Origin of the sequence: Aeromonas sp. 95A, from assembly GCF_051919235.1 — a bacterium.
Classification (GTDB): domain Bacteria; phylum Pseudomonadota; class Gammaproteobacteria; order Enterobacterales; family Aeromonadaceae; genus Aeromonas; species Aeromonas veronii.
Map to the genome: position 1 here is coordinate 3520438 of NZ_JBQBFC010000001.1, position 24068 is coordinate 3544505.

Below are 24068 nucleotides of genomic sequence, written 5' to 3' on the forward strand. Positions count from 1 at the left end.
CCTTACCCCTGCTTGGCCAGTTCGGCCTTCACCAGCTGCTCCAGCTCCTCATAGGGGATGGCGCCCGGCACCAGCTGGTTGCCGATAAGCGTCGCCGGTGTGCCCTGTACCCCCAGAATGGTGCCGATGCGCAGGCTGTTGCGCAGCTCCTCGGTCGCCTTGGCGGCCGGTTTGAGCGCCACGTTGCCGGTGGAGGCCAGCGCCTTGTTGATATCCGCCTCGGTCAGCATCCCCTGCTTGCTCATCAGCTTGTCGTGCAGGGTGAGGAAGCGGGCGGGATCCTGTTGCCACAGGGTCAGGCTGTATTGGGCCGCCTTGGCGGAGGTCTGCCCCTTGAACGGCAGCAGCTTGATCACCAGCCCCAGATCGTCCGGATAGGCCTTGAGTAGCTTGGTCAGCTGGGGATCGAACTGCTTGCAGTAGGGGCAGTTGTAGTCGGTGAACAGCACCAGCGTCAGCTTGGGGTTTTTGGCTCCCAGACGCGGGCTGGTGGCGCTGTTGAACAGCACATCCTTGTTGCCCTTGATGAAGTTGCCAAGCTGCGCCTCCTGGGCTGCCGCGTTCTGCTTCTCCCAGGATTCGGCCGCCTCGTCGAGGATCTTGGGGTTGGTGATCAGGGTCTCGCGGATCAGCTCCTTGATGCGCGCCTCCTGCTCCGGGGTGAAGGGGGCGGCGTGCAGGGCCGGGGCCAGCAGGGTTGCGGAAAGGGAGGCCAGCAGGGTCAGGGCGCTCAGAGTCGGTTTCATGGTTGCTCCTTAAAATCGGGTGGTGCCAGCCTGAAGCAGGCCAGCCTTGTGCAATGTGGTCAGCAGATCGTCCTTGTCGAGCAGGGGTGACAGCGTGACCCCCTGCGGCAACTCCGGGCCGTAGATCTGGTTGAAGGGGACGGCCGCCGCGCCCCGCTTACGCAGGAAGGCGGCGATGGTGTCGTTCGGTTTGCTCCAGTCGCCGCGCAGGGCCACCACATCGGGGGCAGAGAGGGCCTGTTGCACCTCATCGCGCAGCAACACGTTGTATTTGTTGGCCTTGCAGGTGACGCACCAGTCGGCGGTGACATCGATAAAGACCCGTTTGTTCTGGGCCAGCGCATCTGTGATGGCGCGTTCGGAGAGCGGCTGCCAGACCACCTTGTCAACGCTGGCCGAGCCCTGCGCGCTAAAGGCGCCGCTCAGCAGCAGGGGGCTGCCAATCAGGGCGGCGAGGGCGATCGCCAGCGTGAAGCCGCGCATGCCGTAACGCCAGATGATGCCAGCCAGCAGTGCCAGCAGCATGGCAACCATCAGCCAGCCGGTGGCATAGCTGCCGAGATGGTTGTCGAGCAGGCTGGTGAGCCAGAGGCTGGAGCCCAGCATCATCAGGCCGAGCAGGATGCGCAGATGGTTCATCCAGCGCCCCGGTTTCGGCAGCCAGAGGGCGAGTTTTGGCAGGGCCGCCACCAGTAGCCAGGGCAGGCTCATGCCAATCCCCAATGCCGTGAAGATGAGCCACAGCTGGCCGAGCGGCGCCGCCAGCGCAAAGGCCACCGCGGTGCCGAGGAACGGTGCCGAGCAGGGGGTCGCCAGCAGAGTGGCGAAGCTCCCTTGCAGGAAGTGACCGCCGAGGCCGTTGCCGCCGCTGGTGGCGAGACGGGTGCTGAGGGCGCTGGGCAGGCGGATCTCGAACAGCCCCAACAGGTTGGCGCAAAACAGCAGGGTGATCAGCACCATCAAGCCGATAAAACCGGCGCTCTGGAACTGGATGCCCCAGCCGACGGCCCCTTGCGTGGCGCGCAGCAGACTGCTCATGGCCGCCAGCACCCAGAAGGAGGCGATGATCCCGGCGCTGGCGGCGAGGAACTGCTTGCGCACCGTTCCCTGTTCACGATCCTGATGTTGCAGCACAGTTCCCAGCTTGAGCGCCAGCACCGGCAGCACGCAGGGCATCAGGTTGAGGATCAGGCCGCCGAGCAGCGCTGCTCCCAGCAGCCAGAACAGCGAATGACTCTGGTTGGGCAGTGCGAGTGGCGCGCCGATCGTCCCCTTGCCCTGCCACGCCTGTTCGCCACTGGTGAGCAGCAGGCCGAGGGATTGGCCACGCAGATCCGGCGCATCTCCCTGCCAGCCATCGCTCACCGGCACCCGGGCGATCAGGGTGTTGCCTTCGACCTCAAGCGCCGGTTTGCCAAACTCGGCCCCCTCCAGAGCGTCGATAAAGAGCGCTGGTGATTGCCAGCCCTCTGCCCGCTCGGCGCGCAGTTGCAGCTGGTTGTGCTGATAACCGAGCTCGACCCGGGTTTCGGCAGGCAATTGCTGGGGCAGGGTACTCATCGCCTTCGCCCAGGCAAAATCGAAGTCGGCTGGGGCCTGCCCATCCAGCGTGAGGGTGAAGGGAAAGTCGGTCAGGATGCAGACATTGCTGCAGGTGGAGAGGCGTAGAGTCCCCTTGAGCGGTTGCCCGGCGGGATAGTTGAGGCTCAGAGGGAAGGTCACGTCCCCCTGATAACCCTGGGTGCTGAGCCCGGCTACCTCGAAGTGGCGTGGCGCCGGCCAGCGCCACTGAAAGGCACCGACCGGCTCATCCCACAGGATCTGGGGGGCAATGCCCCCTTCTCCCGGACTGTGCCAGTAGGTTTTCCAGCCTGACTCCAGCTCGACATCGAGCAGGATGCGGGTCTGATCTGCCGTGCCGCGGTCGGCCTGCAGCCGTACCCGGGCGTGATCATTCTGTGGGCTGGTGAGCCAGCCCGTGTCGCTGGCCAATCCCATGGATTGCCACAGCAGACTGCCCAGTAGCAGGGCCGTCTTGAAGAGATTCGACATCTTTTTGGTCTCGCAAAAATGAGTGACAGCTAACGAAAGAATGCTGCCGAACTCATTCCCGCCAGACGCAGAGGGTGAGGTGCAGACGCCGCTCGGGCGGCGAGATGACTCTGGGAGGGGGCAGTGGCGGTGTGTAGCGCCAAAGGGGGGCCAGCAGGGCGAGCAGCACGGCCACGGCAAAGAAGAGCTGTTCGACGCAGAGCAGGGTGGCGGCGCTTAGCCACTTGCCGTTGAGCTGGCAGCTGGTGGGCTGCGGGCTGGCCGGTTTGGCATCCTCTTGATCCGTTGCCGAGCCTGGAACGGGCTGCGCCTGACAGCTGAGGGCGTGATCGAGCAGGGCAAGCCGGGCCAGCGGCTGGGCCGCACAATTGAGCACCAGCAGGCAGACCAGCAGCAGGAGATGTTTCGTTACCCGTTGTTGCAAAATCATGTTCGCCCCGTCCATCAAGATGGGGCCATCCTAACGACCAATGGCGGGTGGGGCAAGTCGGCGGCGTATTGATGTGCAGGACTGTGAGTGGCGCGACGGGGAGGGTGGTCGGTTCTGTTTGGCGAACGCTTGTTCGCTAAAAGGGGGATCAGTATACTGCGCCGAGTTAAAACTCGAGGTGTTCGATGCTCAAAATTGCCCGTGTGCTGCTGCTTGGTCTGCTGCTCATTTTCTGGTTCCTGTTCGGCCTGCTGCTCTGTCTGGTTCGTCCGCGCCATCCCAACAACGTCTATGTCTTCGCCCGCATGTATCACGCGGTCTGCCCGCTGATCGGGCTGCGAGTCAAGGTGACGGTGGCCGACGAGGTCAAATCGGTCGGCCCGGCGGTCTATGTCTGCAACCACCAGAGCAACTTCGACATCTTCACCGTGACCGGTGCGGTGCAGCCTGGCGTGGTGGCAGTGGGCAAAAAGAGCCTGCTCTGGTTGCCGCTGTTCGGCCTTATCTTCTGGCTCTCCGGCAACGTGCTGATCGACCGCTCCAACCGCTCCCGTGCCATCGGCACCATAGGTCAGGTGGTGGATCGCATCAAGAACCGCGGCACCTCCATCTGGATGTTCCCGGAAGGGACCCGCTCCCAGGGACGTGGCCTGCTGCCGTTCAAGGCGGGCGCTTTCCACACTGCGGTACAGGCTGAAGTGCCCGTGGTGCCCATTGTCTGCTCCAGCTACTTCGGTCAGGTCGATCTCAATCGCTGGGACAACGGCGAAGTGCTGGTGGAAGTGATGGCGCCGGTCTGCAGCAAGGAGCACGGTGCCAGCGGCATTCGCGATCTCTCCGATACCTGCCGCGCCCGGATGGAGGCCAAGCTGGCCGAACTGGACAGCAAGCTGGGCCACAGCCATGCCGCCTGACGGATAGCGCAGACGAATCGACAAGGGAGCCACAGGCTCCCTTTTTTGTTGGTAAAAATCACCACCAGGTTGGCTATTTTCACCAATAAACCCTTCTTGAATTTCCTCATTAAATTCCCATCTATATGTAAAACAACAATAATTTTTCTTGGCACGGCTCTTGTAATGCAATGGGAAGAGATAGCCATCCCATCAACAAGGAGCCAGACCATGAGCGTATTCAGCCGCCTGACCGACGTGATAAATGCCAACCTGCACAGCCTGCTCGACAAGAGTGAAGAGCCGGAGAAGATGCTGCGCCTGATGATCGAAGAGATGGAGCAGGTGCAGGTCGAGATGCGTACCCAGGCCGCCCGCGTGATTGCCGAACAGAAACAGCTGGAGCGTCACCAGCAGGGGTTGCAGGCGCAGATCCTGGAGTGGTCGGCCAAGGCCGAGCTCGCCATCCAGAAGGGACGTGAGGATCTGGCCCGCGCCGCGCTGACCGAGAAGCTGGCGGAGGTCAAAAAATGTGAACAGCTGGAGCAGGACAAGGCTCGGGTCGCCGAGGTGCTGGCCCAGCTTACCGCCGATAGCGAACGGCTGGCTGCCAAGCTGACCGAGGCGCGCGAGAAGCAGAAACTGCTGACCCTGCGCGAGCAGACGGCCCACAGCCGCATTCGTGCCCGCGCTCAGGTGGACAACCAGCGTATGCATGAGCTGATGGCGCGCTTTGACGGTTTTCAGGGCCGGGTCGATCAGCTGGAAGCCCAGCTGGAGGCGGCCACCCTGGGGCAGAATCCCTCGCTGGAGGCCCAGTTCCGCGAGCTGGAGCTCAATGACGAGATCGAGCGTGAGCTGGCTCGCCTCAAAGGCCAGAAGGCGGAGGTGTAATCATGAGCCCCTGGCCCAAGGATCTGGTGCATCGCAAGCTGACCGGGGTCTGCGCCGGTATTGCCAGGCGGTTGGGGGTCTCCAGAGTCACGGTGCGGGTGGTGGCACTGCTCGCCCTGATCCTGATGCCGCCGCTGGCACTGGCCGCCTATCTGCTGGCGGTGCTGGTGATGCCGCCCCGTTATGAATTGAAGCGCTGGCTGGATTGACCGAAGGGTTGCCAAGCCGGCAGACAAGGTACTGATAAGGAGCAAGTTATGCTGGAATTTTTCATCTTGCTGGTGGTGCTGCTGGTCATGGCACTGACCGGTTTTACCCTGGTAGCCATGTTGCTGGTGAGCGGTCTGTTCGTGCTGCTTGGGGCGCTGGGCGGCATGCTTGCTCTGATCATCAAGCTGGCTCCCTGGTTGCTGCTGGTGCTGGCGGTTTGCTGGCTGATCAGCAACCGCAGCAAGCGTTCCAATACCTACCTCTGACCCGCCTGAGGTTGTGCAAGACGTTGTGTGATGCTCCCTGATTTCCCCTTTCCGGCCACTCATCGAGTGGCCTTTTTTTGCCTGCATCCCTTAAGGTCGGGTCGTTTCGGGTAACCACTGGGGGCTCCAGCTCTGCCAGAGTGCCGGGCTGTGGATCAGCTGCTCCTTGAAGGATTTCGGCTGCCGCTTGAGGCGATATTCGATGCGCAGGGCTGCCCCCTTCTCGCCGACTTCCTGTTGCCACGCCAGCGTCAGTGGCCCCTTGCCGCGCAGGGCGCGAGCGCCCTTGCCACTCTGGTGCTGGCGCAGGCGGCGCAGCGGATCCGTGCTGATCCCGGTATAGAGCAGGCCGGTGGCGGTACGCACCATATAGACAGACCAGCGGGAAGGGGCGGATGGTTGCGGCGCTGGAGTGGTGGTCGCGGACTCTCTCATTCAACGTCTCTGTGCTAAACTCAAAGCAGCTCAAGGAGGTGCGATGAGAGTCTGGTTCTGGTTGTGGTTACTGTTGTCGGTCCCGGCTCAGGGGGAGACGCTCCGTCTTTACGATTACCATCAGCATCCCCCCTTCAACACCGGAGTGGATGCAGGGCTGAGCCGCGAGCTGGTCAAGTATCTCAATGAAAAGCTGGGGGGTGAACCCAGAATCGAGCTCTGGCTGGTCAATCGCGCCCGGCTGGCGCTGGAGATGTCGGATCCCGACTTCGACGGTCTGGTGGTCTGGGTCAATCCCGCCTGGGTGGGGGATCCCCAACGCGAGCGCTATCTCTGGACCTTTCCGGTGATGCGCGACACCAACGAGCTGGTCTCGAACATTTACAACCCGGTCACCTATCGCGGGCCTGACTCCCTCAAGGGGCTGGTGTTTGGCGGGGTGGAGGGCTATCGCTATCAGGGGATTGATGAGGCGGCCGCCGGGGGGAGCTGGTGCGCCACGATGCCAAAAAGGTGAAGATCAATCTGGATCTGCTGGTGCGTGGGCGCATCGATGTGACTCTGGTGCCCGGGTCGGCCCTCGCGTTTTTCACCCATGTCCCGGCCTATGAGGGCAAGCTGTTTGTCTCGCCCTTTCCCCAATCCAGCTATACCCGCCATATTCTGGTGCCCAGATCTCGTGCCGATCTCCATGCTCGTCTCAACGATATCGCCGAGCAGATGGACCGGGATCCCCGCTGGCACCAGGTACTGGAGTCCTATCGCGGTACGCCCTGAGGGCGGCGCTTGAGCCGGTGCAGTGGTAGCAGGCTCACCAGCAAGCCCGACCAGACGAAGGCGAAACCGACTGTCTTGATGGGGTCCGGCGCCTCACCAAACCAGTAGATGGCGAGCAGGAAGGCGAGGCTGGGCTCGATATATTGCAACAGTCCCACCGTGCTCATCCGGGTTCTCGCCACCGCGTAGCAGAACAGCCCCACCGGCAGCAGGGTGGCGGGGGCACTGCCCATCAGCAGCAGCTTATCGGCCAGATCCCCGTTCACGAATGCTCCTTCCCCGTGCCACGCCAGCGTGCCGATGATGATCAGCGCGACGGGCAGTTGCACCATGGCTTCCAGATAGAGGCAGGTGCCGGTGTCGTAGTGGATCTTCTTCTTGATAAGGCCATAGCAGGCGAAGTTGGCCCCCATGATGAGGGAGAACCAGGGGAGCTGGCCGTAGCAGAACAGCATGTAGGCGAGACCCGCCAGCGCCAGGGCGACCGCCAGATGCTTTTGCGGGGTGAGTCGCTCTTTGAGGAAGATGACGGCGAATACGATATTGAACAGCGGGGTCATAAAGAAGGCGAGGCTGGTGGTCAGCACCTGCCCGGTAGTGAGGCACCAGGTGAACATGCACCAGCTGATGGACATCACGGGGCCCGCCAGCAGAATGAGGCCGAGCTGGCGCGGCTCGCTGCGCAGTTGTGCCCAGGGCACCTGGTGGCCAAGCAGCAAAAACAGGGCCCCCAGCAGCACCACAGACCAGAGCACCCGGTGGGAGATCAGCTCCCACATGTTGACCTCGGGCATGAATTGATAATAGAGCGGCAGCATCCCCCACAGGATGAAGGAGAGGGTTGCGGTGCCGGTACCCAGCCAGTTTTTCATCATTATCCGTTTATTAAATTAAACATCCATGGCGATAGTAGGGGGCGCGCCCTGTTTCCACAAGAGGGAAAACAGGGAAATGCTGGTACTATCAACGTCATGCAGCGAATCGATAAGTTGTTTGAGCAAATCAGGGCCTGCCGTCTGTGTGAGGCTCATCTGCCGCTGGGGCCTCGTCCGGTGATCCGCGGGGCCGAGAGTGCCCGCCTGCTGATCATCGGTCAGGCGCCTGGCACTCGTGTGCATGCCAGCGGTATCCCGTGGGATGACCCCTCCGGTGACAGGCTGCGCCAGTGGCTCGGGGTCGATAAAACCACCTTCTACGACGAATCCCGCATCGCCATCATGCCGATGGGTCTCTGCTATCCCGGCAAGGGCAAGTCGGGCGATCTGCCGCCCAGACCCGAGTGCGCGCCCACTTGGCATGACAAGGTACTGATGCTGTTACCCAATATCGAACTGACTCTGCTGATCGGCCAGTATGCACAAGCCCATTACCTGCGGGGGGCGGCCAAGGGATCGCTTACCGACACGGTGCACAGCTGGGCCGACTATGGCCCAGGCTGGCTGCCGTTGCCTCACCCTTCACCGCGCAATACCCTCTGGCTCAGGAAGAATCCCTGGTTCGAGCAGGAGATCGTCCCCCATCTGCAGCAAAGGGTCGCCCCGCTTCTGGGGAGACCCTGAGTATTAGACCGCTGGCTCGGCCAGCGGTTTTGGTTTGCTGCGGGCCATGGCGATGAGCGGCAGGACGATGCAGATACAGCCCAGCAGCAGCGGCAGGCCCGGTTGCTCGTCAAACAGCCACACCCCAATGGCGACGGCCATCAGCAGACCGGTGTACTCCGCCGAGGCGATCTTGCTCGCCTCCGCCTTGCGATAGGCCACCACGCACAATCCCGCATAGACCATGATCAGCGCCGAGGAGCCGAAGGCGGGCCACCACATCTGCCACTGCCAGTCGCCTCCTTCCCATAATGCCAGCGCCAGAATGAAGGGCATGCTCAGCACGTTGGTGAAAAACAGGGTCTGGGCGATGGGCTGCTTGAGCGGGATCCGCTTGATCAGCAGATTGTTGAGCGCCATCGACAACGCCACCCCGAGCGCCGCCAGTGCGGCCCAGTTCACTTCGGTCGGGCGCAGCACGATCAAAACCCCGATAAATCCGATGACTGCGGTCAGCACCTTCTGGCGCGAGATCGCTTCTCCTGCCATCCATACTGCCAGCGGCACCATCATCAGGGGGGCGGCATAGAAGAGGGCATTGGCGGTAGCGAGCGGCAAGCGGGTGAGGGCCACCACCATCAGGCAGACGCCGACCGCCCAGATATGGGCCCGCAGCAGGTGCCACTTGATGGCCACCGGTGGGTTGCGGCGCCATGACCAGAGCAGCCAAGGCATCAGCAGAATGGCGGCCGAGAGCTGGCGAAAAAAGACAAACTGGAAGATGGGTTGATCCGGCTCCAGTACCTTGACCAGCGCATCGGAAAAGACCGCAACCATATTGCCCAGCACAAGATAAAGGATGCCGATCCCTACTGCATTCATACCACCTCCCACTTCAGATTCGGGGAGGGTAGCGTGCCGGTTGATATCCAGTAAAATGATAAAAAATGACCACACATGAGATATTTAGATAGTGAAGCTTCCTCCCCTGCGTGCGGTGCAATATTTCGAGGTGGTGGCCCGGTTGCTCAGCTTCTCCCGCGCCGCCCTTGAACTGAACGTCAGCCAGAGTGCGGTCAGCCACCAGATCCGCCTGCTGGAGGATTTTCTGGGTGAGCGCTTGCTGCTACGTCAGGGTCGGCTGCTCTCGCTGACAACCCAGGGGGAGAGCTACTTCGAAGGGATTGCCGCCGGCCTCAGCCAGATTGCCCAGAGCAGCGAACAGTTGCGTGGTGGTGGCGAGATGCGGCTGCGCCTCGCGGTCTACAGCTCGTTTGCGGTGAAGTGGCTGATCCCGCGGTTGGCTGGATTGCGCCAGCTCTACCCCGAGCTGGATTTGAGTCTGGAGATGGTGGCGGAAGACCCCGAACTCTCCGATAGAGTGGCGGACTGCTTTATCACAGTCTCACCCCACGGGCGAGGCTACTGTCACGATCTTATCTATCAGGAGCGGCTCTTTCCGGTCTGTAGTCGCCGCCTGTTGCAGCAGATCAGCGGGGAGTGGCCTGAGGCCATCTGGCAGCTGCCGTTGCTTTCGGTGCAGTCCATCTACAAGGCGCGGGGGGAGGATTGGCAGCGCTGGGCCAAGGCGGGTGGGCTGGTGATTCCGGACGAGGCGCGGATGCACCACTTCAGCCATGTGCTGTTGGCGATGGAGGCGGCAGCCTGGGATCAGGGGGTGGCATTCGTGAATGATTACATGCTGCGGCCCGATGATCCCCAGCTGGTGGCCTTGCCGGTACACCAGCTGGAGACGGGGGATGCCTTCTACTTTACCTGCAAGCGCTCGCGGGCCCATGAGCCCGCCATCAGCCGATTGCGCCAGTGGCTGATGATGGAGACACGCCAGAGCATGCCGCTCTAGCCTGCACCGTTACGCTCTCTTGAACTGGCTCAGCACAAACAGGCTGGTGGCGCAGACGACGACCGAGGGGCCTGCCGGAGTGTCCTGATACCATGAGAGGGTCAGCCCGCCGAGTACGGCGAGGCAGCCGATCAGCGCGGCAAAGCCGGCCATCTGCTCCGGCGTCTGGCTGAAGCGGCGGGCGGTGGCGGCGGGAATGATCAGCAGGGAGGTGATGATCAGCGCCCCGACAAACTTCATCGCCACGGCGATCACCAGCCCGATCAGCAGCATCAATACGCAGCGCAGCACATCGACCCGGCTCCCCTCTACCCGTGCCAGCTCTTCCGAGATGGTCATGGAGAGCAGGGGATCCCACAGTCGCCACAGGGTGAGCAGTACCAGCGCGCCACCGCCATAGATCCAGAGCAGGTCCATCGGTTGTACCGAGAGCAGGTCGCCAAACAGGTAGGCCATCAGATCCACCCGCACGTTATCCATAAAACTCAAGGTAACCAGACCGAGGGACAGGGCGCTGTGGGCCAGAATGCCGAGCAGGGTATCGGTGGCCACCTGCTGGTTGCGACTCATGATCACCAATAGCATTGCCATGGCGAGGCAGCAGACCACCACCGCCAGGGTGAGATCGACCTGCAGCAGGATGCCCAGCGCGATGCCGAACAGGCAGGCATGGGAGAGGGTGTCGCCAAAATAGGCCATCTTGCGCCATACCACGAAGCTGCCGAGGGGACCGGCCAGCAGGGCGATGCCGAGACCGGCCGCGAGGGCGTATAACAGAAAGCTGTCCACTTGAATGTCCTGTTGCTTGCGCTATTTGCTGTGAGCGTTGTTGCGAGAGGGCAGGCGGATGACGGGGGCCTGCGGTTCATGATGATGGTGTTCGCCATCGCAGTGGTGGTGGTGGGTATAGACCGCCAGCACCTCCTGCTCCGGTCGCCCGAACAGACGGGCAAATTCGGGGTGGCGGGCCACGCTTTCCGGCTCGCCATGACAGCAGACGTGGCGATTGAGGCAGATCACCTCGTGGGTGCTGGCCATCACCAGATGCAGATCGTGGGAGACCATCAGCACGGCGCAATTAAATTCGGCGGCGAGCTGGCCGATGAGGGCGTAGAGCTCGATCTGGCCAGTGATGTCCACGCCTTGAACCGGCTCGTCCAGCACCAGCAGCTCGGGCTTGACCAGCAGGGCGCGAGCCAGCAGCACACGCTGCATCTCGCCGCCGGAGAGTTTTTGCATCCGGTTTTCCAGCAATCCCTCTGCGCCAACCCGGGCCAGTGCTTCCTCGATGGAGAGGCGGCTATTTTTGCCCAGTTGCAGGAAGCGGCGAACCGTCAGCGGCAGGGTGGGATCCAGATAGAGGCGCTGGGGCACATAGCCGACTCTCAGGTCGCGGCTGCGGGAGATCTTGCCCGAATCCGGGGTGAGCAGACCCAGCACCAGCTTGCTCAGGGTGCTCTTGCCTGCCCCGTTGGGGCCGACTAGCGTGGTGATTTTGCCTTTATTGAGGGTAAAGGAGACCTTGTCGAGCACAGAGCGTCCATCAAACGAGAGAGAGACCTCTTTCAGCTCTACCAGTTGGCTCATGACAACTCCGGGGTTTACAGCCAGTGAGAGTTATAATATAACAAAAAGCGGCTGTTATATTATCACATACTCACCCCCTGACGAGATTCACCAATGAGAATTATTGCGCTTTTCACTGCCCTGCTGGCGGTGAGTTTGCCTGTTCGTGCCATTGAGGTACTGACCACCATCAAGCCCCTTGGCTTCATCGCTGCGGCGATCACTGACGGCGTGAGTGAGCCCAAGGTATTGTTGCCGACCGGCGCCTCTCCCCACGATTTCTCCCTGCGTCCCTCCGATATTCGCAGCATCAACAGTGCTGGGCTGGTGGTGTGGGTTGGCCCCGAGCTGGAAGGGTTTATGGCCAAGCCGCTGGCCAATCATCCCCATGCTTTGGCCCTGACTCAGGTTGAGGGAATGCCGCTGTTCAACTACGCGACTCAGGATAGTCATGACTCCCATGACCATGATGATCACGATCATGCCGCCCACGAGCACGGTAACCATGATCATGATGAAGGGCATGAGGGACATCATCACGAAGGGGTCGATCCCCATATCTGGCTTGGCCCGACGCAGGCCAAGGTGATTGCCAAGGCGATCGCAAGTGAATTGGGCAAGCTGGATCCGGCCAATCAGGCTCGCTATGACGCCAACCTCGCGGCATTTGATGCCAAGGTGGATGCCAAGGACAAGGTGATTGCCGGCCAGATGAAGGCAGTGAATGAGAAGGGGTACTTTGTCTTCCACGAAGCGTATGGCTACTGGGAGCGCCATTACGGCATGAGTTCAAAAGGTCACTTTACCGTGAGCCCTGAGCGTCGCCCGGGCGCCAAGACCCTGGTGGATATCCGCAAGGCACTGGAAGAGAAGCAGGCGAGCTGCATTTATGCCGAGCCGCAATTTTCACCGGCAGTGATCGAATCGGTGGCACGAAATACCGGCGCCAAGGTGCTGTTGCTTGATGAGGTGGGTGAACAGGTACCGCTCGGCCCGGATGGTTATCCCCAATTCATGCAACAACTGGCAGACGCATTTGCCCAATGTCGCTGATTAGCGGCTGAGTCTCTCATCCGGACGGACTATACTGACCTCCAGCATCTGACATGGAGTGTCCGGTATGAAATGGTTGTTGATCCCGGCCTGCACACTGGCGCTATGTTGCGCCAGTGTGCAGGCTTCGCGCCTTTCCGAATATATTGCCAGCCCCGATCTGCGGGCCAAACTGCAGGAGGTGTACGGTGGCCGCGCCATCCAGCGGGCCGAGGCATTCTCTCGTCTGCTCACTCCCAGAGCGGGAACCACGGATCAGCAGAAGATCGAGCTGGTGAACAACTACTTCAACAATCTCACCTACAGTGAAGACCCCAAGCTGTGGGGAGATGAGGATTACTGGGCCAATCCGCTGGAGTTCATCGGTGCCCGGGGTGGGGATTGCGAGGATTACAGCATCTCCAAGTACTACACCCTGATGGAGCTGGGGGTGGATGAGAAGAAGCTGCGGTTGGCCTACGTCAAGGCGGTGCGTTACAACCAGTTCCACATGGTGACGCTCTACTTCCCGACACCCAAGGCTGATCCACTGGTGCTCGACAACATCAACAGCCGGATCCTGCCGGGTAGCAAGCGTACCGATCTCATTCCCGTTTACAGTTTCGATGCCAAAAGCATCTGGATCATGAAGTCACGGCGGGAAGGGACGCTGGCGGGGAGTGCCGATCGGCTGGCGCAGTGGACATCGATGAAGACCCGTTTCTCCAGCGAGCAACTGCGCTCTCCTCGTCGTCAGCTATAGCTTGCCCGCCGCCTTCAACTCATCGAAATATTTCGCCGCGCCCGGATGCTGTTCAATGCTCAGCACAGGGCCGGTTTTATTGCGTGCCCGGTGAAACATATTGGCGTAGCCATAAGTTTGCTCATTGAATTTGGTTTGCTGGGTCAGCATGGCCTTGGTCAGGCGATAGACAGACTCTTCCGGCATGGTGGCATTGGTAACCAAGGTGGCGGCAATAGCAAAGGTGGGTGTCGCCTTCAGATTGCCGGGGTAGATGCGGGCAGGCACCTGACTGCGTTGGTAATATTTGACACCCTTGAGTAGCTGATCCCGGGTGGCCCCATCGATGGGGAGGAAAGTGACCGCGCAACGTTTGGCGGTGTCGAGCACAATCCGGTTAGGGTGTCCCATCACCAGTGCAAATGCATCGATCTGCTTGCTACAGAGCGCATCCGGCAGGTTGGCCATGCTCTTCAGATCGAGATCCTGTTCTTTCGCTCCCAAGATGTTGAACAGGGCCAACGCCGTCTGGCGGGTACCCGAGTTCTTCAACCCCATATCGATGGGGGCGAGCTTGAGCTGTTCCAGTGACGTGATATCTCCATCGGCACGTATCACTATGGTGAAGGGCTCTGCATGGGTGGCAAATAGTGCGCGCAGCTCAGGTTGCGGCTGCGTGGCAAAAGGGCCCAAGCCCTTGCTTGCCTGATACAGCCAGTCTGACTGCACCATGGCGTAGGAGGACTCGCCACTCTTCAGTCGCTTCAGGTTTTCTATTGAACCCGATGAGCTCTGCAGCTTGCACGCAAGTTGCTCGTCGACCTCATGAGCCAGACGGCAAAATTCTTTGGTTATCTGGTGATAAATCCCCTGCTCACCCCCGGTGGCGATAGTGACGGTTTCAGCCATCAGGCAGGGTTGCCACAGCAGGGGCAACAGCATGGCGAGCTTCTTCATGATTGCGTCTCCTTGGCATAACCATCGATACCCCAGGTCCGCAGTTTGTCGATGTCGCGACACTCTCCCGATTCTGCCAGCAGGGTATAACCGGCGGCATGCATGGTTTGGGAGAGCAGATTCCAGTAGAGCGGCTCATCGGTCAGCTGACAGCTGATAAAGATGGGATTGAGCGGATCAAGTTGATTGAAGGTGTCTGCATTGAGGGGAATGGCGCTGAAGGCGAGCTCACACCCCTGTTCCTGTAGCGCGGCCAATGTGGACTGACCGTGGGCGGGGAATGTGGCCACATCCCAGCGCCAATCCAGTGTTTTTTCTCGACCCTGGCTTAGCAGAGGGGCAATCTCGGACCATTGCGGGTGATTGAGCAGGGAGAGGGGCAGCAAGACCCCTTCTATATGAGAGTTCTGCCACTGTTGCAGGGCGCTCTGGATGGTTGCGAGATCGCTGTCGGCACCGAGGGGCTGACTGGGCAAGAAACGCTGATAGAGCGCGATCTCCCCTTGTGTGGAGACAAATTTTTGCAGTTGCCCGCCTTCCGGCAGTGGGCTCACTCCTTGCAGCGGCTGTGGGGGCGTCAGTGGCAGCTGTTTTCCCAGCTGGGTGATTTTGAGTCGTTGTTGCAGCAGATCCCGTTTGCGTTCGGAAACCAATTGGTTGATGGAAAGTGCCACTTCTTTGAGGTCTTGCAACCAGGGAGTGGGCAGGGTGCTGTTGAACTGGTGTTTGCGGATACGGATCAGCTGCAGGTTGATCTGCTCCAGGGGCTGCAGCAGGCGTTTGCACACTAGGGAGATGATCAGGGTAAATACGACGAGGCCCGCCAGCAGCGCCAGACCGGTGCGACTGATGGCATTCCACAGATGCTGATAGGCGTAGCCGCTATGTCCTTCAAGGGTCAGAGTGCCCAGCATGCGCCAGCCATCGGTCAACTCTTGCTCAATCTTGACGGGGGGCATGCCGATAACCGAGGGAAGCCAGCCGGGGACATTTTGCTGGGCAGAGTGGAAGACCTTCTGAAACAGCAACTGGCCATCGGGATCGATCAGGGTGACCGAGCTGACGAAGCCGCCGTCGAACATGGCATTGACGATGGTCTCGGCCAGCACATTGTCGTCATTGAGCAGGGTTCCTTGCAGCACCAGCCCGAGAGCGGTGATGGCGGTTTCCAGGTTGGCTGACATCTGGTCGAGGATGGATTGGCGGACCGTCGTGACTTCCAGTGCAAACAGCAGCGCAGCACCGATCAGGAACAGGACGACAATTATTCTGATTAACAGTTTTGCTAACGACATACCCACTCCATGGAAAAGTTATCGCAACATTTTGGGTTTCTATTCAGTAGCGAATCCGACCCGGCTCTTAAAAATAGGAAAAAATGGTTAAAAAAGACGATCATTTCTGCCCATCCGGGCGGGTTATGCATAAAATGTGAGGTTCATGCAGATTGTGATGAACTATTTGTAACTATTTGTGTCCAACAAACAGTTTTATACGGTTTTGTCACAACTGACATCGCAAATCACACTCTTTAGATCTAAATACAGGATAGCGGATGAAACGTCTCCGTCCCTTGGTAGTACAGGCTGCCAATTGGGAACCACCGGTTCCCCGCAAACACTTTTACGCCATGCTGATGCTGACGGCCATGACCCTGTCAGCAGTGGCATTATTGCCAGCTCCGGGTGACATCCTCGAGCGGCCGCTGCGTCTTGAGTTGCCCATTGATACCGCAGGTACAGCAACCAACGAAAACAACACCGACTTTAACGAAATTCCCGATCACGAACTGGTTGATCAGAGTGCGCCGGATGACGATATCCCGGTCGACACCACCCCCCAGTGGCAGGATTACCGGGTCCGCAACGGCGAAAACCTGACCGCCATTTTTAACAATCTCGGTCTCTCCACTACCACCCTCTACAAGGTGCTGGACGCGGACAACAAGAACTATCTGGCGCGCCTCAAGCCGGGCCAGAATATCGAGCTGCTGATCGATCAGGACAACATCCTGCAGCAACTCAAAATCCGCCTGAACATCAAGCAGACGCTGGTGATGGCGCGCAGCGATGATGCCTATACCGCCTCGATGATCAATGAGAAGGTCGAGTGGCAACCGCAGCGTTATAACGGCGTGATCAACGGCAGCTTCTATGTCAGTGCCCGCAATGCGGGGATTCCGGCCAACCATATCCAGAAAATTGCCAACCTGTTCCAGTGGCGAATGAATTTCGCCAAGGATCTGCAGAAGGGCGACAAGTTCAAAGTGCTGGTACGCCAGGAGACGGTGGAAGGCAAGAGCACTGGCAACAGCCAGCTGCTGGGTGTGGAAGTGACCAGCCAGGGCAAGACGGTGTCGGCTTGGCTCTCCGATGACGGCAACTATTACGACGGTCAGGGCAACAGTCTGGAGCGCGGATTCCGCCGCTACCCGACCCATAGCCGCTATCGGATCAGCTCCAATTTCAACCCGGCGCGCAAACATCCGGTAACCGGTATGGTGCGTCCTCACGAGGGCACCGACTTTGCGGTGCCGGTGGGCACGCCAGTGCTGGCGACCGGTGATGGTATCGTCCAGAAGGCAACCAGCCACCCGCTGGCGGGCACTTATATCGTCATCAAGCATGGCCGTACTCTCTCTACTCGTTATCTGCACCTGAGCAAGCTGCTGGTCAAAACCGGTCAGCGAGTGAAGATGGGTGACAAGATCGGCCTCTCCGGCAACACAGGTCGCTCGACCGGTGCTCACCTGCACTACGAGCTGCGGATCAACAACCGCCCGGTCAATGCCATGACCGCCAAGCTGCCGATGGCTGAACCGCTCAGCGGCAAGGAGCGTCGTCAGTTCCTTGCCAAGGTGAAGAGCTACCGCAAGGAGCTGGCCGCGGGGTGATTCCTGTCGTCACAGTCTGAAATGAAAGGCCCCGCCAGATTGGCGGGGCCTTTTTGCATGTGCAGTGAGGGTCAATAACCCTTGTCGAAGTCGATTTTGCCATCCAGTGGCTGGCCATCGATAAAGCGGATGTAGTTGCGCACAAAGATCTGGGCCACATCATCCGGGAAGCTGTAGGCGCTGTTGTGGGGGGTGACGATGAGGTTGGGTTGGCCCCACAATGGACTGTCGGCGGGCAGCGGCTCCTGCTCGAACACATCCAGCACCGCCATCGCCAGCTTGCCGGTACGCAGTGCGGTGAGCAAATCGCCCGAGTGCACGGCGCTGCCACGACCGACGTTGAACAGGATGGCGCCCGGTTTGCAGTGTTCGAAGCGGGCTGCATTGAACAGATGACGGGTATCGCGGGTGGCTGGCAGCACGCTGACGATGACATCGGCCTGCGCCAGCATCTTGTTGAGCGCAGGTAGCTGATAAACCTGATCAAACCCGGCCCGCTCCCGACCGCTGCGGCTGATGCCCAGCACCTTCATGCCAAAATGTTTGCCGGTGTGGGCAATATGCTGACCAATGCTGCCGGTACCCAGGATCAGCATGGTGCGCCCCTTGAGGCCCTGATAGGGGTGGCTTTGCCACAGTCGCTGTTTCTGCTGTTCCCGATAAAGGGGGATTTGGCGCATCAGGCTGAGCAGATGACCAAAGACATACTCGCTCATCAGCGGGCCGAAGATGCCGCGCACATTGGTGAGCTGGTAGTCGCGGCGACTGTCAGGGTCGAGCAGCACATCGACTCCCGCATAGGTGGACTGGAACCAGCTCAGCTTGTTGGCTTTGGGCAGCAGCGGTTTGGCACGGGCCGGTTCGGCCATCAGAATATGGGCTTCGCCGATCAGCTTCTCGGCATCGCTCTGGTTATCGGCTCGCAGAATGCGCAGATGGGGGAGATTGGCGGCCTTGAGCAGCCGTTCGTAGTGAGCATTATCCTGGCTGAGCAAAAGAAGGGTACGTTGGCTCATACTCTTGTTCCTTATCAGAATTTGCGGCGCAACAAGATGCCGCTCTCGACCCATCTTACCTGACTTCATATCGCAACATAGCCGACCAGGGCGCTTTTTCGTTTTCGCCGCGCGCCTCGTGGGCTACAATCTGCCCCACATTTTGCAAAGGATCCGACTCCAGTGTTTGGTGACAAGTTTTATAAGCGACTGGCCGAGCTACAGCCTTGGCAACAGACCGTCTACACCCTGGCGCTGGCAGAGCGCATGTACCCCAACTATGCCCTGTTCTGTCAGGCTTCCGGCTTTGGCAATGCAGGCGCTTTCCGGCATGCGCTGGATCAGATGTGGGTCTACCTCACCGTCAAGGGATCCCGGGTCAATCTGGGTGCCATTCTCGAAGAGTTCGAGTCTCACATTCCGGATCCCCGCAAGTTTGAATCCTACGGTGCCTATCCCGCGCTGGATGCCTGTGTTGCGCTGGGCTGCGCTTATAACTCGGTGATCTGCCGGGTTGGCGAAGAGGCCAACGATGCCAGTCATGCGTCAGTCGGTACCGTGGCCGGTTTTATCGAGCTGCTGGAAGAGCGGGATCTGACCGAAGAGGAGCTCTACGAGCACGAGTACATGGAAGCCGAGCTGGAGTTCCAGGTTGAACTGCTCAAGCGGGTTGCCCATGAGCGCGACAGCGATCGTATCCTGGCCATCAGAGTATTCGCCTCTCAGGATGGCGTCTCCAATATCGGGATCAGTCTGGAAGAGTAATCCTCTGCGGCTCCTGATCGGAAAAAGCTCCCGTTCGGGTAAGTGCGCCTCGAACAAGCTGTTTTGGGGATTGTCTAGTGTGAAAAAATCCGAAACCAATTGATTTGGTTTCGGATTTTTTATTTTTATTGCACAGGCGATAGATTGACTGGCATGACGGGCTTTATGCCAACTGGCGTCGTTTTTTATCTCTGCAATCGGCGGATGGCCGATTAGCTGGTGCTCTGGCGCACCTCGGCGGCGATCTGGTCGAGCAGCTGTTGCCAGCCCTGACCCAGCTCGTTCACCAGCGCGTTATAGCCATCGGCCGGCAGCACCCGCTCCTGACGGAAGGGAGCATCGCGCAGCACGGTGCCATCTTCCGCCAGCAGGCGCCAGCGACCGCTCAGCACGGCGCTGCCGTCATGACGGCCCTGAAAGCGTTCCACCAGAATGGTCAGCACCGGCCCCTTGCGGGCGCCATCCTGCCGTACCACCCAGCCCGGCAGGCGGGTGGAGAGGCCATTAAGGGTGAGCTGGTTGAGCTGATCGTCCAGCGCACCGGCCCAGCGATGATACTCGGTGAAGTGCAGCTCTTGCCCTTCCAGCTGATAGACCAGACTGATCCGGTCGAGCTGGCTGGCCAGCGCCACCGGGCGCAGCACCAGCTGGTGCTGCGGTTTGGCCGGGGCCGTTACGGGTTGCTGGCTGTCGGCATCGAGCGAGTAGTAGTGCAGGCTTGGCTGGCTGCTGCAACCCGCCAGCAGGCCCAGCAGGGCCAGCGTCAGGATATCTTTTTTCATTGTTTGCCTCGCTTGGGCTCAGGGTCCGATGGATGCGCGCGATCGAAGATCAGCGAGCTGGGCTGCTCGTTGAGGGAGTGCACCAGCGGCTGCAGTTCGCGCATCAACTGATTGAGGGTCTGCACCGACTGACGCAGGTCCTGATTGGTCTGCGACTGGGCATCATAGGCCTGCAAGGTCTCCTGCAACTGCTTGAGGCTCTCGTTGAGCGAGGCGGGCAGCTGCTGGGTGGAATCCTTGGCGGTGAGCTTGTTCAGGTTGGCGCTGACTGCACTGATGTTCTTCAGGGTGCCATCCAGGGTGGTGAGTGACCCGTTGACCTTGGTCAGGGTGGTTGCCATGTCCATGTCGACAAACTTGTCGAGGATGAGGTTCACCTTGCGCTCGATCTGATCCAGCCCGCCCTGCACGGTGGGGAAGACCTGATAACCGGCCAGCTTGGCCTGTTCGAAACGTGGCGCGTCCGGATAGAAGTTGAGGTCGATGATCTTGCCGCCGGTCAGCAGGCTCGAGGTCTTGAGGCTGGCACGCAACCCCTCCTTGAACTGCTTGCCGAACAGGGCGCGCCATTGATCCTTCTCCGCCTTGGCATAGCGGTGGGAGAGGCGCTGTACCTCGATGCGAGCCAGCACCGGGATCTGGCGGCTCTTGAAGATCTGCACGCCTTTGTCCTCGATGAGGTAGGGGGCGGAGATGACGGTACCGACCCGAATGCCGCGATACTGCACCGCCGCGCCCGGGTGCAGGCCACCCACGTTGTCATCGAACAGGAAGACGTAGTCGATGAACTGATCCAGACTACCGGCCAGCACGCTCGCCTCATCCTGGAACAGGGTGAACCCTTCCATCTGTTTGACCGGTTCGCCAGGCGCCCAGCCGGGTGGCAGACCCATGGTGATGCCGCCATCGATCAGGCTCTCCAGCGAATCCATCTTCACCTTCATCCCCTCGCTGCTCATGGAGACCTCGAAGCCCGGGGTCATCCAGAAGCGGGAGTTGCTGCTCACCAGAATGTCATAGGGGGCGTGGATGAAGATTTGATACTGCATCTCGCTCTTTTCCGGCAGGAACTTCGCCTCTTCCACCTGACCTATGGTGAAGCCCTGATAGTTGATGGGGGAGCCTTCCCCGAGCGCGCGGGTGTCGCGACTGCTGAGGGTGAGACGCAGCCCCTTGGCATCGAGGGAGGCGAGCGGCGGTTTGTCGAGCATGGCGTATTCGTCCCGCGCCCGACCTTTCTTGCCGGGGGCGAGCTCGATATAGGCGCCGGAGAGCAGGGTGCTCAGACCCGATACCCCTTCACGGCCCACTCTGGGCTTGACCACCCAGAACTGGCTGTCACCGCGCAGCATGCCGGAGGCAGCATTGGTCAGCCGTCCTTTCAGCACCGCATGGCTATAGTCATCGCTCAGCTCGACGGCCTCAATGCGGCCGACGTCCACTTCGCGGGAGCGGATCACCGTCTTGCCAGCGACTATGCCCTCGGCAGTGGCGACTGTCAGGGTGAAACTGGGGCCCTGGGAGTACCAGTGCTGGAACAGCATCCAGAGACCGATGAACAGCGCCAGCAGGGGCACCATCCAGATTGCGGCGGCAGAGCTCAGAAAGTCAGAGCCCGGTTTCCACCTTTTTTTACGCTCACTCACGTTCGCGTTCTCCTTGTTGTAAATCCCAGATCAGGCGGGAGTCGAAACTCATGGCGGCGACCATGGTGATCAGCACCACACCAGCAAATGCGACGGCCGCAGGGCCGGGGTAGATGGTCATCAGATTGTCGAGCCGGATCAGGCCCGCCAGAATGGCCACCACGAAGACGTCGATCATCGACCAGCGTCCGACAAATTCGGTCATGCGATAGAGTTTGAGCTTGCCGAGGGGGGAGGTGACATTGCCGCGCTGCACCATATAGCAAAGCCAGAATAGCGCCAGTATTTTCACCAGCGGCACCACCACGCTGGCGAAAAAGATCACCGCAGCTATGGGGTAGGAGCCCATGGCCCAGAGCAGCACCACACCGCCGAGGATGGTGGAGGGGCTGTCATCACCGAGAAACACCGTATCCATGATGGGATAGACGTTGGCCGGAATGTAGAGAATGGCGGAGGTAAACAGCAGCGCCCAGGTACGGTTCAGGCCGCCCGGCTTGCGCGCATGCAGCTTGCCGCCGCAGCGGGAGCAGCTGTGGCTGCCCACCTCGCTCAGAGCGCCACAGATATGGCAGCCCACCAGACCTGATTCCAGCGCACCCGCTTCCGGGTCGATCTCCCGCGACTCGGTCGGGCCGAACAGCCGCTGCCATAGCCACATCTGATCAAGCGAGGAGATCATCTTGATGAGCAGCACCGTGTAGCCGACGAAAGCCCAGAATGACAGCCCCATCTTGATGTCGGCCATCCCCATCAGCTTGACCAGCGAGATGAGCACCCCCACCAGAAAGACATCCACCATCAGCCAAGGTTTGATCCGGCAGAGCAGACGGCCGAGGGAGCGCAGGGCATTGCTGTGCAGATCTTTATCGACCCGCCACAGCACCAGCATGATGGAGCCCATATAAACCAGCGGTAGGCCGATCAGGGTCAGGCTTAGTACCGCGCCGAGAAACAGATAGCCCTCATCCACCAGGGTGGTGATGCTCTGCAAAAAGGTCATCTCCTGACCCACGCCTTTGGCCGAGAAGGACATAAAGGTAAAGGCATTGGCGAGCACGAACATGATAAGTGCCGCGAACCCGTAGGAGATCGGCCGCAACTCCTGCTGTGGCAGGTGGCGACTCAGGGTGTGTCCGCAACGGGGGCAGCAGCTGGCCTGTCCCACCTCGAGCGGTGTGGCCGGTATCAGCAGGTCACACTCTTCGCAGGCAGTGGCATCATGGACATAGGTGGTGTGGTGTTGGTGTGAAACCGGATGCAAGATAAAACCCCAGATAAGGCCCGTGGTAGAGCCAGAGCTGGCGATTATCGCAGTTGTGCTGGTCAGCGACCAGCCCCCGGAGGGCGCTATTGCTGGCGGGAGTGAGAATGACTTTGACAAGCCAGTGCCCATTTAGCACAATCAAACGCCACTTTTTTTCCGCGGGACAATAATTTATGACAACTGAATCCCCCAGCTACTCCACGATTGAGCAAGCCTTCTCCCTCGGGAACGGGCAAGATTCTGCCCTCAACTGGTTGCGCAAGAACCGCAGTCAGGTCGCTATTTTTCTGGTGAGCGGCATCAAGCTGGAAGGCACCATCAGCGGGTTCGACCAGTACAGCGTGCTGCTGACCGATGCTCATGGTAACCAGCAGCTGGTCTACAAGGCCAAGATCTCCACCATCGCCATGCACACCGGCCGTCCGCAGGTGAATATCCAGCGTGCTCGCAAGCCGCGTGTCTCCATGGCGCCGCGCCCCCACGGTGCGCCGGGTCGTTATGACGACAATCAGGGCGGCGGCAACAACGAGTAATCGTCTGCCCCGCACTCCCCGTTGACGCGCCCTGCGTCAGCGGCTGACGGAACCTGCTCTCATTTTCATTCATGTCCCGTATGAGAGTCGGTTCCGGTTATCGCCCCTTGCAGGGCGATATTTTTTCCGCACTACGCCTTTATGCCGACCGGTTGACCCTCTTTGACCATGCAGGTCTGCATACCCGCTGCTTCTCCGGCCTGTACCCCGATACCGGTATCTTCAAACACCAGACAGCCTGATGGCTCGACCCCCAGCTTGCTGGCGACCAGCAGGAAGGTGTCCGGATTGGGCTTGTGCAGCTCCACATCGTCTGCGGTGACCACCACGGAGAAGTAGCGATCCAGCCCGGTGTTGCGCAGCACTGCTTCGGCGTTGACGCGGGGCGAGCCGGTGCCGATCCCCATCGGGATGACGCCATGATAGCGCTCGACCAGCGCCTGCATGGCCGGAAACACGGTCGCCTTGTGCAGGTTGGCCACATAGTGGGCGGTCTTGCAGCGGGTGACTTCGAGCGGATCGAGGGGGATCTGCTGCTCCTGTGCGACCAGCAGGGCTATCTTGCGGCTCGGCATGCCACCAAGCTCATAGAACCAGTCGGCGTCGAAGTGAAAGCCAAACTCGCGGGCGGTATGTTCCCAGGCGGCGAGGTGCAGCGGCATGGAGTCGACCAGGGTGCCATCAAGGTCAAAGACCAGGCCTTGGAATCCGGAAAGCGTCATGGTGCGGGTCAGTCTCTGAAAAAAGGGAGCCCATTCTAGCCAGTGGTTCTCTGCCTCGCCATC

Annotated in this window: 26 protein-coding genes and 1 pseudogene; 12 read left to right on the plus strand and 15 right to left on the minus strand. The window is 60.1% G+C overall.

What is annotated here, in order from left to right:
• Nucleotides 1–2 precede the first annotated feature (2 nt).
• The 3 genes from ACTG2U_RS16045 to ACTG2U_RS16055 are packed head-to-tail and all read right to left on the minus strand — an operon-like array spanning nucleotide 3 to nucleotide 3228.
• Nucleotides 3–746, minus strand: a complete 744-nt coding sequence (locus ACTG2U_RS16045) for a DsbA family protein (RefSeq protein ID WP_439974750.1) — start codon at nucleotides 744–746, stop codon at nucleotides 3–5.
• Between the two features lie 9 nt (nucleotides 747–755).
• The gene (locus tag ACTG2U_RS16050) at nucleotides 756–2798 is read right to left on the minus strand and encodes a protein-disulfide reductase DsbD family protein (RefSeq protein WP_439974751.1); all 2043 of its coding nucleotides are present in this window, start codon (nucleotides 2796–2798) and stop codon (nucleotides 756–758) included.
• Between the two features lie 52 nt (nucleotides 2799–2850).
• Nucleotides 2851–3228: a hypothetical protein gene (locus tag ACTG2U_RS16055; protein ID WP_439974752.1), complete on the minus strand. Its 378-nt coding sequence runs from the start codon at nucleotides 3226–3228 to the stop codon at nucleotides 2851–2853.
• A 185-nt stretch (nucleotides 3229–3413) separates the two neighbouring features.
• On the opposite strand from ACTG2U_RS16055, the gene ACTG2U_RS16060 reads away from it, so the two are divergent.
• The 4 genes from ACTG2U_RS16060 (at nucleotide 3414) to pspG (ending at nucleotide 5491) form a co-directional block, all read left to right on the plus strand.
• Nucleotides 3414–4142: a 1-acylglycerol-3-phosphate O-acyltransferase gene (locus tag ACTG2U_RS16060; protein WP_019446682.1), complete on the plus strand. Its 729-nt coding sequence runs from the start codon at nucleotides 3414–3416 to the stop codon at nucleotides 4140–4142.
• Nucleotides 4143–4352: 210 nt separating this feature from the next.
• A complete protein-coding gene (gene pspA / locus ACTG2U_RS16065) occupies nucleotides 4353–5015 on the plus strand; it encodes a phage shock protein PspA (RefSeq protein ID WP_058057954.1) in 663 nt (220 codons plus the stop codon).
• A 2-nt stretch (nucleotides 5016–5017) separates the two neighbouring features.
• On the plus strand, nucleotides 5018–5224 hold the full coding sequence (locus ACTG2U_RS16070; RefSeq protein ID WP_005335873.1) for a PspC domain-containing protein: 207 nt from the start codon (nucleotides 5018–5020) through the stop codon (nucleotides 5222–5224).
• 48 nt (nucleotides 5225–5272) lie between these two features.
• Complete coding sequence (gene pspG / locus ACTG2U_RS16075) at nucleotides 5273–5491, plus strand: envelope stress response protein PspG (RefSeq protein ID WP_005335871.1); 219 nt, start codon at nucleotides 5273–5275, stop codon at nucleotides 5489–5491.
• Nucleotides 5492–5581: 90 nt separating this feature from the next.
• On the opposite strand, the gene ACTG2U_RS16080 is transcribed toward pspG, so the two are convergent.
• The gene (locus ACTG2U_RS16080) at nucleotides 5582–5926 is read right to left on the minus strand and encodes a GIY-YIG nuclease family protein (protein WP_439974754.1); all 345 of its coding nucleotides are present in this window, start codon (nucleotides 5924–5926) and stop codon (nucleotides 5582–5584) included.
• Nucleotides 5927–5969: 43 nt separating this feature from the next.
• Between ACTG2U_RS16080 and ACTG2U_RS16085 the strand changes: the two are divergent.
• Nucleotides 5970–6703, plus strand: a pseudogene (locus ACTG2U_RS16085) (substrate-binding periplasmic protein).
• Here ACTG2U_RS16085 and rarD read toward each other — a convergent pair.
• Nucleotides 6685–7575: an EamA family transporter RarD gene (gene rarD, locus ACTG2U_RS16090; RefSeq protein ID WP_439974755.1), complete on the minus strand. Its 891-nt coding sequence runs from the start codon at nucleotides 7573–7575 to the stop codon at nucleotides 6685–6687. The pseudogene ACTG2U_RS16085 and the gene rarD overlap by 19 nt on opposite strands.
• A 99-nt stretch (nucleotides 7576–7674) precedes the next feature.
• Here rarD and ACTG2U_RS16095 point away from each other — a divergent pair, with 99 nt between their 5' ends.
• A complete protein-coding gene (locus ACTG2U_RS16095; protein ID WP_439974756.1) occupies nucleotides 7675–8262 on the plus strand; it encodes a uracil-DNA glycosylase family protein in 588 nt (195 codons plus the stop codon).
• A gap of 3 nt (nucleotides 8263–8265) precedes the next feature.
• Here the strand turns inward: ACTG2U_RS16095 and ACTG2U_RS16100 are convergent, their stop codons facing one another.
• The gene (locus ACTG2U_RS16100; protein WP_040067030.1) at nucleotides 8266–9123 is read right to left on the minus strand and encodes a DMT family transporter; all 858 of its coding nucleotides are present in this window, start codon (nucleotides 9121–9123) and stop codon (nucleotides 8266–8268) included.
• Nucleotides 9124–9214: 91 nt separating this feature from the next.
• Here ACTG2U_RS16100 and ACTG2U_RS16105 point away from each other — a divergent pair, with 91 nt between their 5' ends.
• Nucleotides 9215–10105 carry a LysR substrate-binding domain-containing protein gene (locus tag ACTG2U_RS16105; protein WP_040067029.1) on the plus strand — a complete coding sequence of 297 codons (891 nt, stop codon included), beginning with the start codon at nucleotides 9215–9217 and terminating at the stop codon, nucleotides 10103–10105.
• A 9-nt stretch (nucleotides 10106–10114) separates the two neighbouring features.
• Here the strand turns inward: ACTG2U_RS16105 and znuB are convergent, their stop codons facing one another.
• Nucleotides 10115–10894, minus strand: a complete 780-nt coding sequence (gene znuB, locus ACTG2U_RS16110) for a zinc ABC transporter permease subunit ZnuB (RefSeq protein WP_439974757.1) — start codon at nucleotides 10892–10894, stop codon at nucleotides 10115–10117.
• 21 nt (nucleotides 10895–10915) lie between these two features.
• Complete coding sequence (gene znuC, locus ACTG2U_RS16115; protein WP_216952093.1) at nucleotides 10916–11692, minus strand: zinc ABC transporter ATP-binding protein ZnuC; 777 nt, start codon at nucleotides 11690–11692, stop codon at nucleotides 10916–10918.
• 93 nt (nucleotides 11693–11785) lie between these two features.
• Between znuC and znuA the strand changes: the two genes are divergently transcribed.
• Nucleotides 11786–12724 (plus strand): zinc ABC transporter substrate-binding protein ZnuA, encoded by a 939-nt coding sequence (gene znuA, locus ACTG2U_RS16120; protein ID WP_323896567.1) that lies wholly within the window; start codon nucleotides 11786–11788, stop codon nucleotides 12722–12724.
• A 67-nt stretch (nucleotides 12725–12791) separates the two neighbouring features.
• Nucleotides 12792–13466 (plus strand): transglutaminase-like cysteine peptidase, encoded by a 675-nt coding sequence (locus tag ACTG2U_RS16125; RefSeq protein WP_042052461.1) that lies wholly within the window; start codon nucleotides 12792–12794, stop codon nucleotides 13464–13466.
• Here ACTG2U_RS16125 and ACTG2U_RS16130 read toward each other — a convergent pair.
• Together ACTG2U_RS16130 and ACTG2U_RS16135 are read right to left on the minus strand one after the other, a co-directional pair.
• On the minus strand, nucleotides 13461–14402 hold the full coding sequence (locus tag ACTG2U_RS16130; protein ID WP_335811936.1) for a TAXI family TRAP transporter solute-binding subunit: 942 nt from the start codon (nucleotides 14400–14402) through the stop codon (nucleotides 13461–13463). The two genes, ACTG2U_RS16125 and ACTG2U_RS16130, sit on opposite strands and share 6 nt — an antisense overlap.
• Complete coding sequence (locus tag ACTG2U_RS16135; RefSeq protein ID WP_335811937.1) at nucleotides 14399–15697, minus strand: LapD/MoxY N-terminal periplasmic domain-containing protein; 1299 nt, start codon at nucleotides 15695–15697, stop codon at nucleotides 14399–14401. The genes ACTG2U_RS16130 and ACTG2U_RS16135 overlap by 4 nt, the downstream gene beginning before the upstream one ends.
• A 260-nt stretch (nucleotides 15698–15957) precedes the next feature.
• On the opposite strand from ACTG2U_RS16135, the gene mepM reads away from it, so the two are divergent.
• Nucleotides 15958–17295: a murein DD-endopeptidase MepM gene (gene mepM, locus ACTG2U_RS16140; protein ID WP_005354854.1), complete on the plus strand. Its 1338-nt coding sequence runs from the start codon at nucleotides 15958–15960 to the stop codon at nucleotides 17293–17295.
• 71 nt (nucleotides 17296–17366) lie between these two features.
• On the opposite strand, the gene ACTG2U_RS16145 is transcribed toward mepM, so the two are convergent.
• Entirely contained in the window at nucleotides 17367–18311 is a 945-nt protein-coding gene (locus tag ACTG2U_RS16145) for a D-2-hydroxyacid dehydrogenase (RefSeq protein ID WP_005363043.1), read from the minus strand.
• Between the two features lie 162 nt (nucleotides 18312–18473).
• Between ACTG2U_RS16145 and ACTG2U_RS16150 the strand changes: the two genes are divergently transcribed.
• Nucleotides 18474–19055, plus strand: a complete 582-nt coding sequence (locus ACTG2U_RS16150; protein WP_005335839.1) for a YjaG family protein — start codon at nucleotides 18474–18476, stop codon at nucleotides 19053–19055.
• Between the two features lie 212 nt (nucleotides 19056–19267).
• Here ACTG2U_RS16150 and ACTG2U_RS16155 read toward each other — a convergent pair whose 3' ends face one another.
• From ACTG2U_RS16155 to ACTG2U_RS16165, 3 genes are read right to left on the minus strand one after another with little or no spacing between them, the layout of a single operon-like run.
• Nucleotides 19268–19837: a PqiC family protein gene (locus tag ACTG2U_RS16155; RefSeq protein ID WP_439974758.1), complete on the minus strand. Its 570-nt coding sequence runs from the start codon at nucleotides 19835–19837 to the stop codon at nucleotides 19268–19270.
• Nucleotides 19834–21483, minus strand: a complete 1650-nt coding sequence (pqiB, locus tag ACTG2U_RS16160; RefSeq protein ID WP_005335774.1) for an intermembrane transport protein PqiB — start codon at nucleotides 21481–21483, stop codon at nucleotides 19834–19836. The genes ACTG2U_RS16155 and pqiB overlap by 4 nt, the downstream gene beginning before the upstream one ends.
• Nucleotides 21476–22747: a paraquat-inducible protein A gene (locus tag ACTG2U_RS16165; protein WP_042081548.1), complete on the minus strand. Its 1272-nt coding sequence runs from the start codon at nucleotides 22745–22747 to the stop codon at nucleotides 21476–21478. Before ACTG2U_RS16165 ends, pqiB begins: the two co-directional genes overlap by 8 nt.
• 176 nt (nucleotides 22748–22923) lie before the next feature.
• On the opposite strand from ACTG2U_RS16165, the gene hfq reads away from it, so the two are divergent.
• Nucleotides 22924–23283, plus strand: coding sequence for an RNA chaperone Hfq (gene hfq / locus ACTG2U_RS16170; RefSeq protein ID WP_005335772.1), 360 nt, complete (start codon nucleotides 22924–22926; stop codon nucleotides 23281–23283).
• A 131-nt stretch (nucleotides 23284–23414) separates the two neighbouring features.
• On the opposite strand, the gene ACTG2U_RS16175 is transcribed toward hfq, so the two are convergent.
• Nucleotides 23415–24005 carry an HAD family hydrolase gene (locus ACTG2U_RS16175; protein WP_158112729.1) on the minus strand — a complete coding sequence of 197 codons (591 nt, stop codon included), beginning with the start codon at nucleotides 24003–24005 and terminating at the stop codon, nucleotides 23415–23417.
• Between the last annotated feature and the right edge of the window lie 63 nt (nucleotides 24006–24068).

Excerpts from the sequence above, each read along its gene's own strand:
- ACTG2U_RS16070 (WP_005335873.1), top strand. The coding sequence starts at position 5,018 with ATGAGCCCCTGGCCCAAGGATCTGGTGCATCGCAAGCTGACCGGGGTC.
- ACTG2U_RS16125 (WP_042052461.1), top strand. The coding sequence starts at position 12,792 with ATGAAATGGTTGTTGATCCCGGCCTGCACACTGGCGCTATGTTGCGCC.
- ACTG2U_RS16145 (WP_005363043.1), bottom strand. The coding sequence starts at position 18,311 with ATGAGCCAACGTACCCTTCTTTTGCTCAGCCAGGATAATGCTCACTAC.
- rarD (WP_439974755.1), bottom strand. The coding sequence starts at position 7,575 with ATGAAAAACTGGCTGGGTACCGGCACCGCAACCCTCTCCTTCATCCTG.
- ACTG2U_RS16100 (WP_040067030.1), bottom strand. The coding sequence starts at position 9,123 with ATGAATGCAGTAGGGATCGGCATCCTTTATCTTGTGCTGGGCAATATG.
- ACTG2U_RS16060 (WP_019446682.1), top strand. The coding sequence starts at position 3,414 with ATGCTCAAAATTGCCCGTGTGCTGCTGCTTGGTCTGCTGCTCATTTTC.
- ACTG2U_RS16045 (WP_439974750.1), bottom strand. The coding sequence starts at position 746 with ATGAAACCGACTCTGAGCGCCCTGACCCTGCTGGCCTCCCTTTCCGCA.
- hfq (WP_005335772.1), top strand. The coding sequence starts at position 22,924 with ATGACAACTGAATCCCCCAGCTACTCCACGATTGAGCAAGCCTTCTCC.
- ACTG2U_RS16155 (WP_439974758.1), bottom strand. The coding sequence starts at position 19,837 with ATGAAAAAAGATATCCTGACGCTGGCCCTGCTGGGCCTGCTGGCGGGT.
- ACTG2U_RS16095 (WP_439974756.1), top strand. The coding sequence starts at position 7,675 with ATGCAGCGAATCGATAAGTTGTTTGAGCAAATCAGGGCCTGCCGTCTG.
- znuC (WP_216952093.1), bottom strand. The coding sequence starts at position 11,692 with ATGAGCCAACTGGTAGAGCTGAAAGAGGTCTCTCTCTCGTTTGATGGA.
- mepM (WP_005354854.1), top strand. The coding sequence starts at position 15,958 with ATGAAACGTCTCCGTCCCTTGGTAGTACAGGCTGCCAATTGGGAACCA.
- ACTG2U_RS16175 (WP_158112729.1), bottom strand. The coding sequence starts at position 24,005 with ATGACGCTTTCCGGATTCCAAGGCCTGGTCTTTGACCTTGATGGCACC.
- pspA (WP_058057954.1), top strand. The coding sequence starts at position 4,353 with ATGAGCGTATTCAGCCGCCTGACCGACGTGATAAATGCCAACCTGCAC.
- ACTG2U_RS16135 (WP_335811937.1), bottom strand. The coding sequence starts at position 15,697 with ATGTCGTTAGCAAAACTGTTAATCAGAATAATTGTCGTCCTGTTCCTG.
- pspG (WP_005335871.1), top strand. The coding sequence starts at position 5,273 with ATGCTGGAATTTTTCATCTTGCTGGTGGTGCTGCTGGTCATGGCACTG.
- ACTG2U_RS16050 (WP_439974751.1), bottom strand. The coding sequence starts at position 2,798 with ATGTCGAATCTCTTCAAGACGGCCCTGCTACTGGGCAGTCTGCTGTGG.
- znuA (WP_323896567.1), top strand. The coding sequence starts at position 11,786 with ATGAGAATTATTGCGCTTTTCACTGCCCTGCTGGCGGTGAGTTTGCCT.
- ACTG2U_RS16130 (WP_335811936.1), bottom strand. The coding sequence starts at position 14,402 with ATGAAGAAGCTCGCCATGCTGTTGCCCCTGCTGTGGCAACCCTGCCTG.
- ACTG2U_RS16080 (WP_439974754.1), bottom strand. The coding sequence starts at position 5,926 with ATGAGAGAGTCCGCGACCACCACTCCAGCGCCGCAACCATCCGCCCCT.
- ACTG2U_RS16055 (WP_439974752.1), bottom strand. The coding sequence starts at position 3,228 with ATGATTTTGCAACAACGGGTAACGAAACATCTCCTGCTGCTGGTCTGC.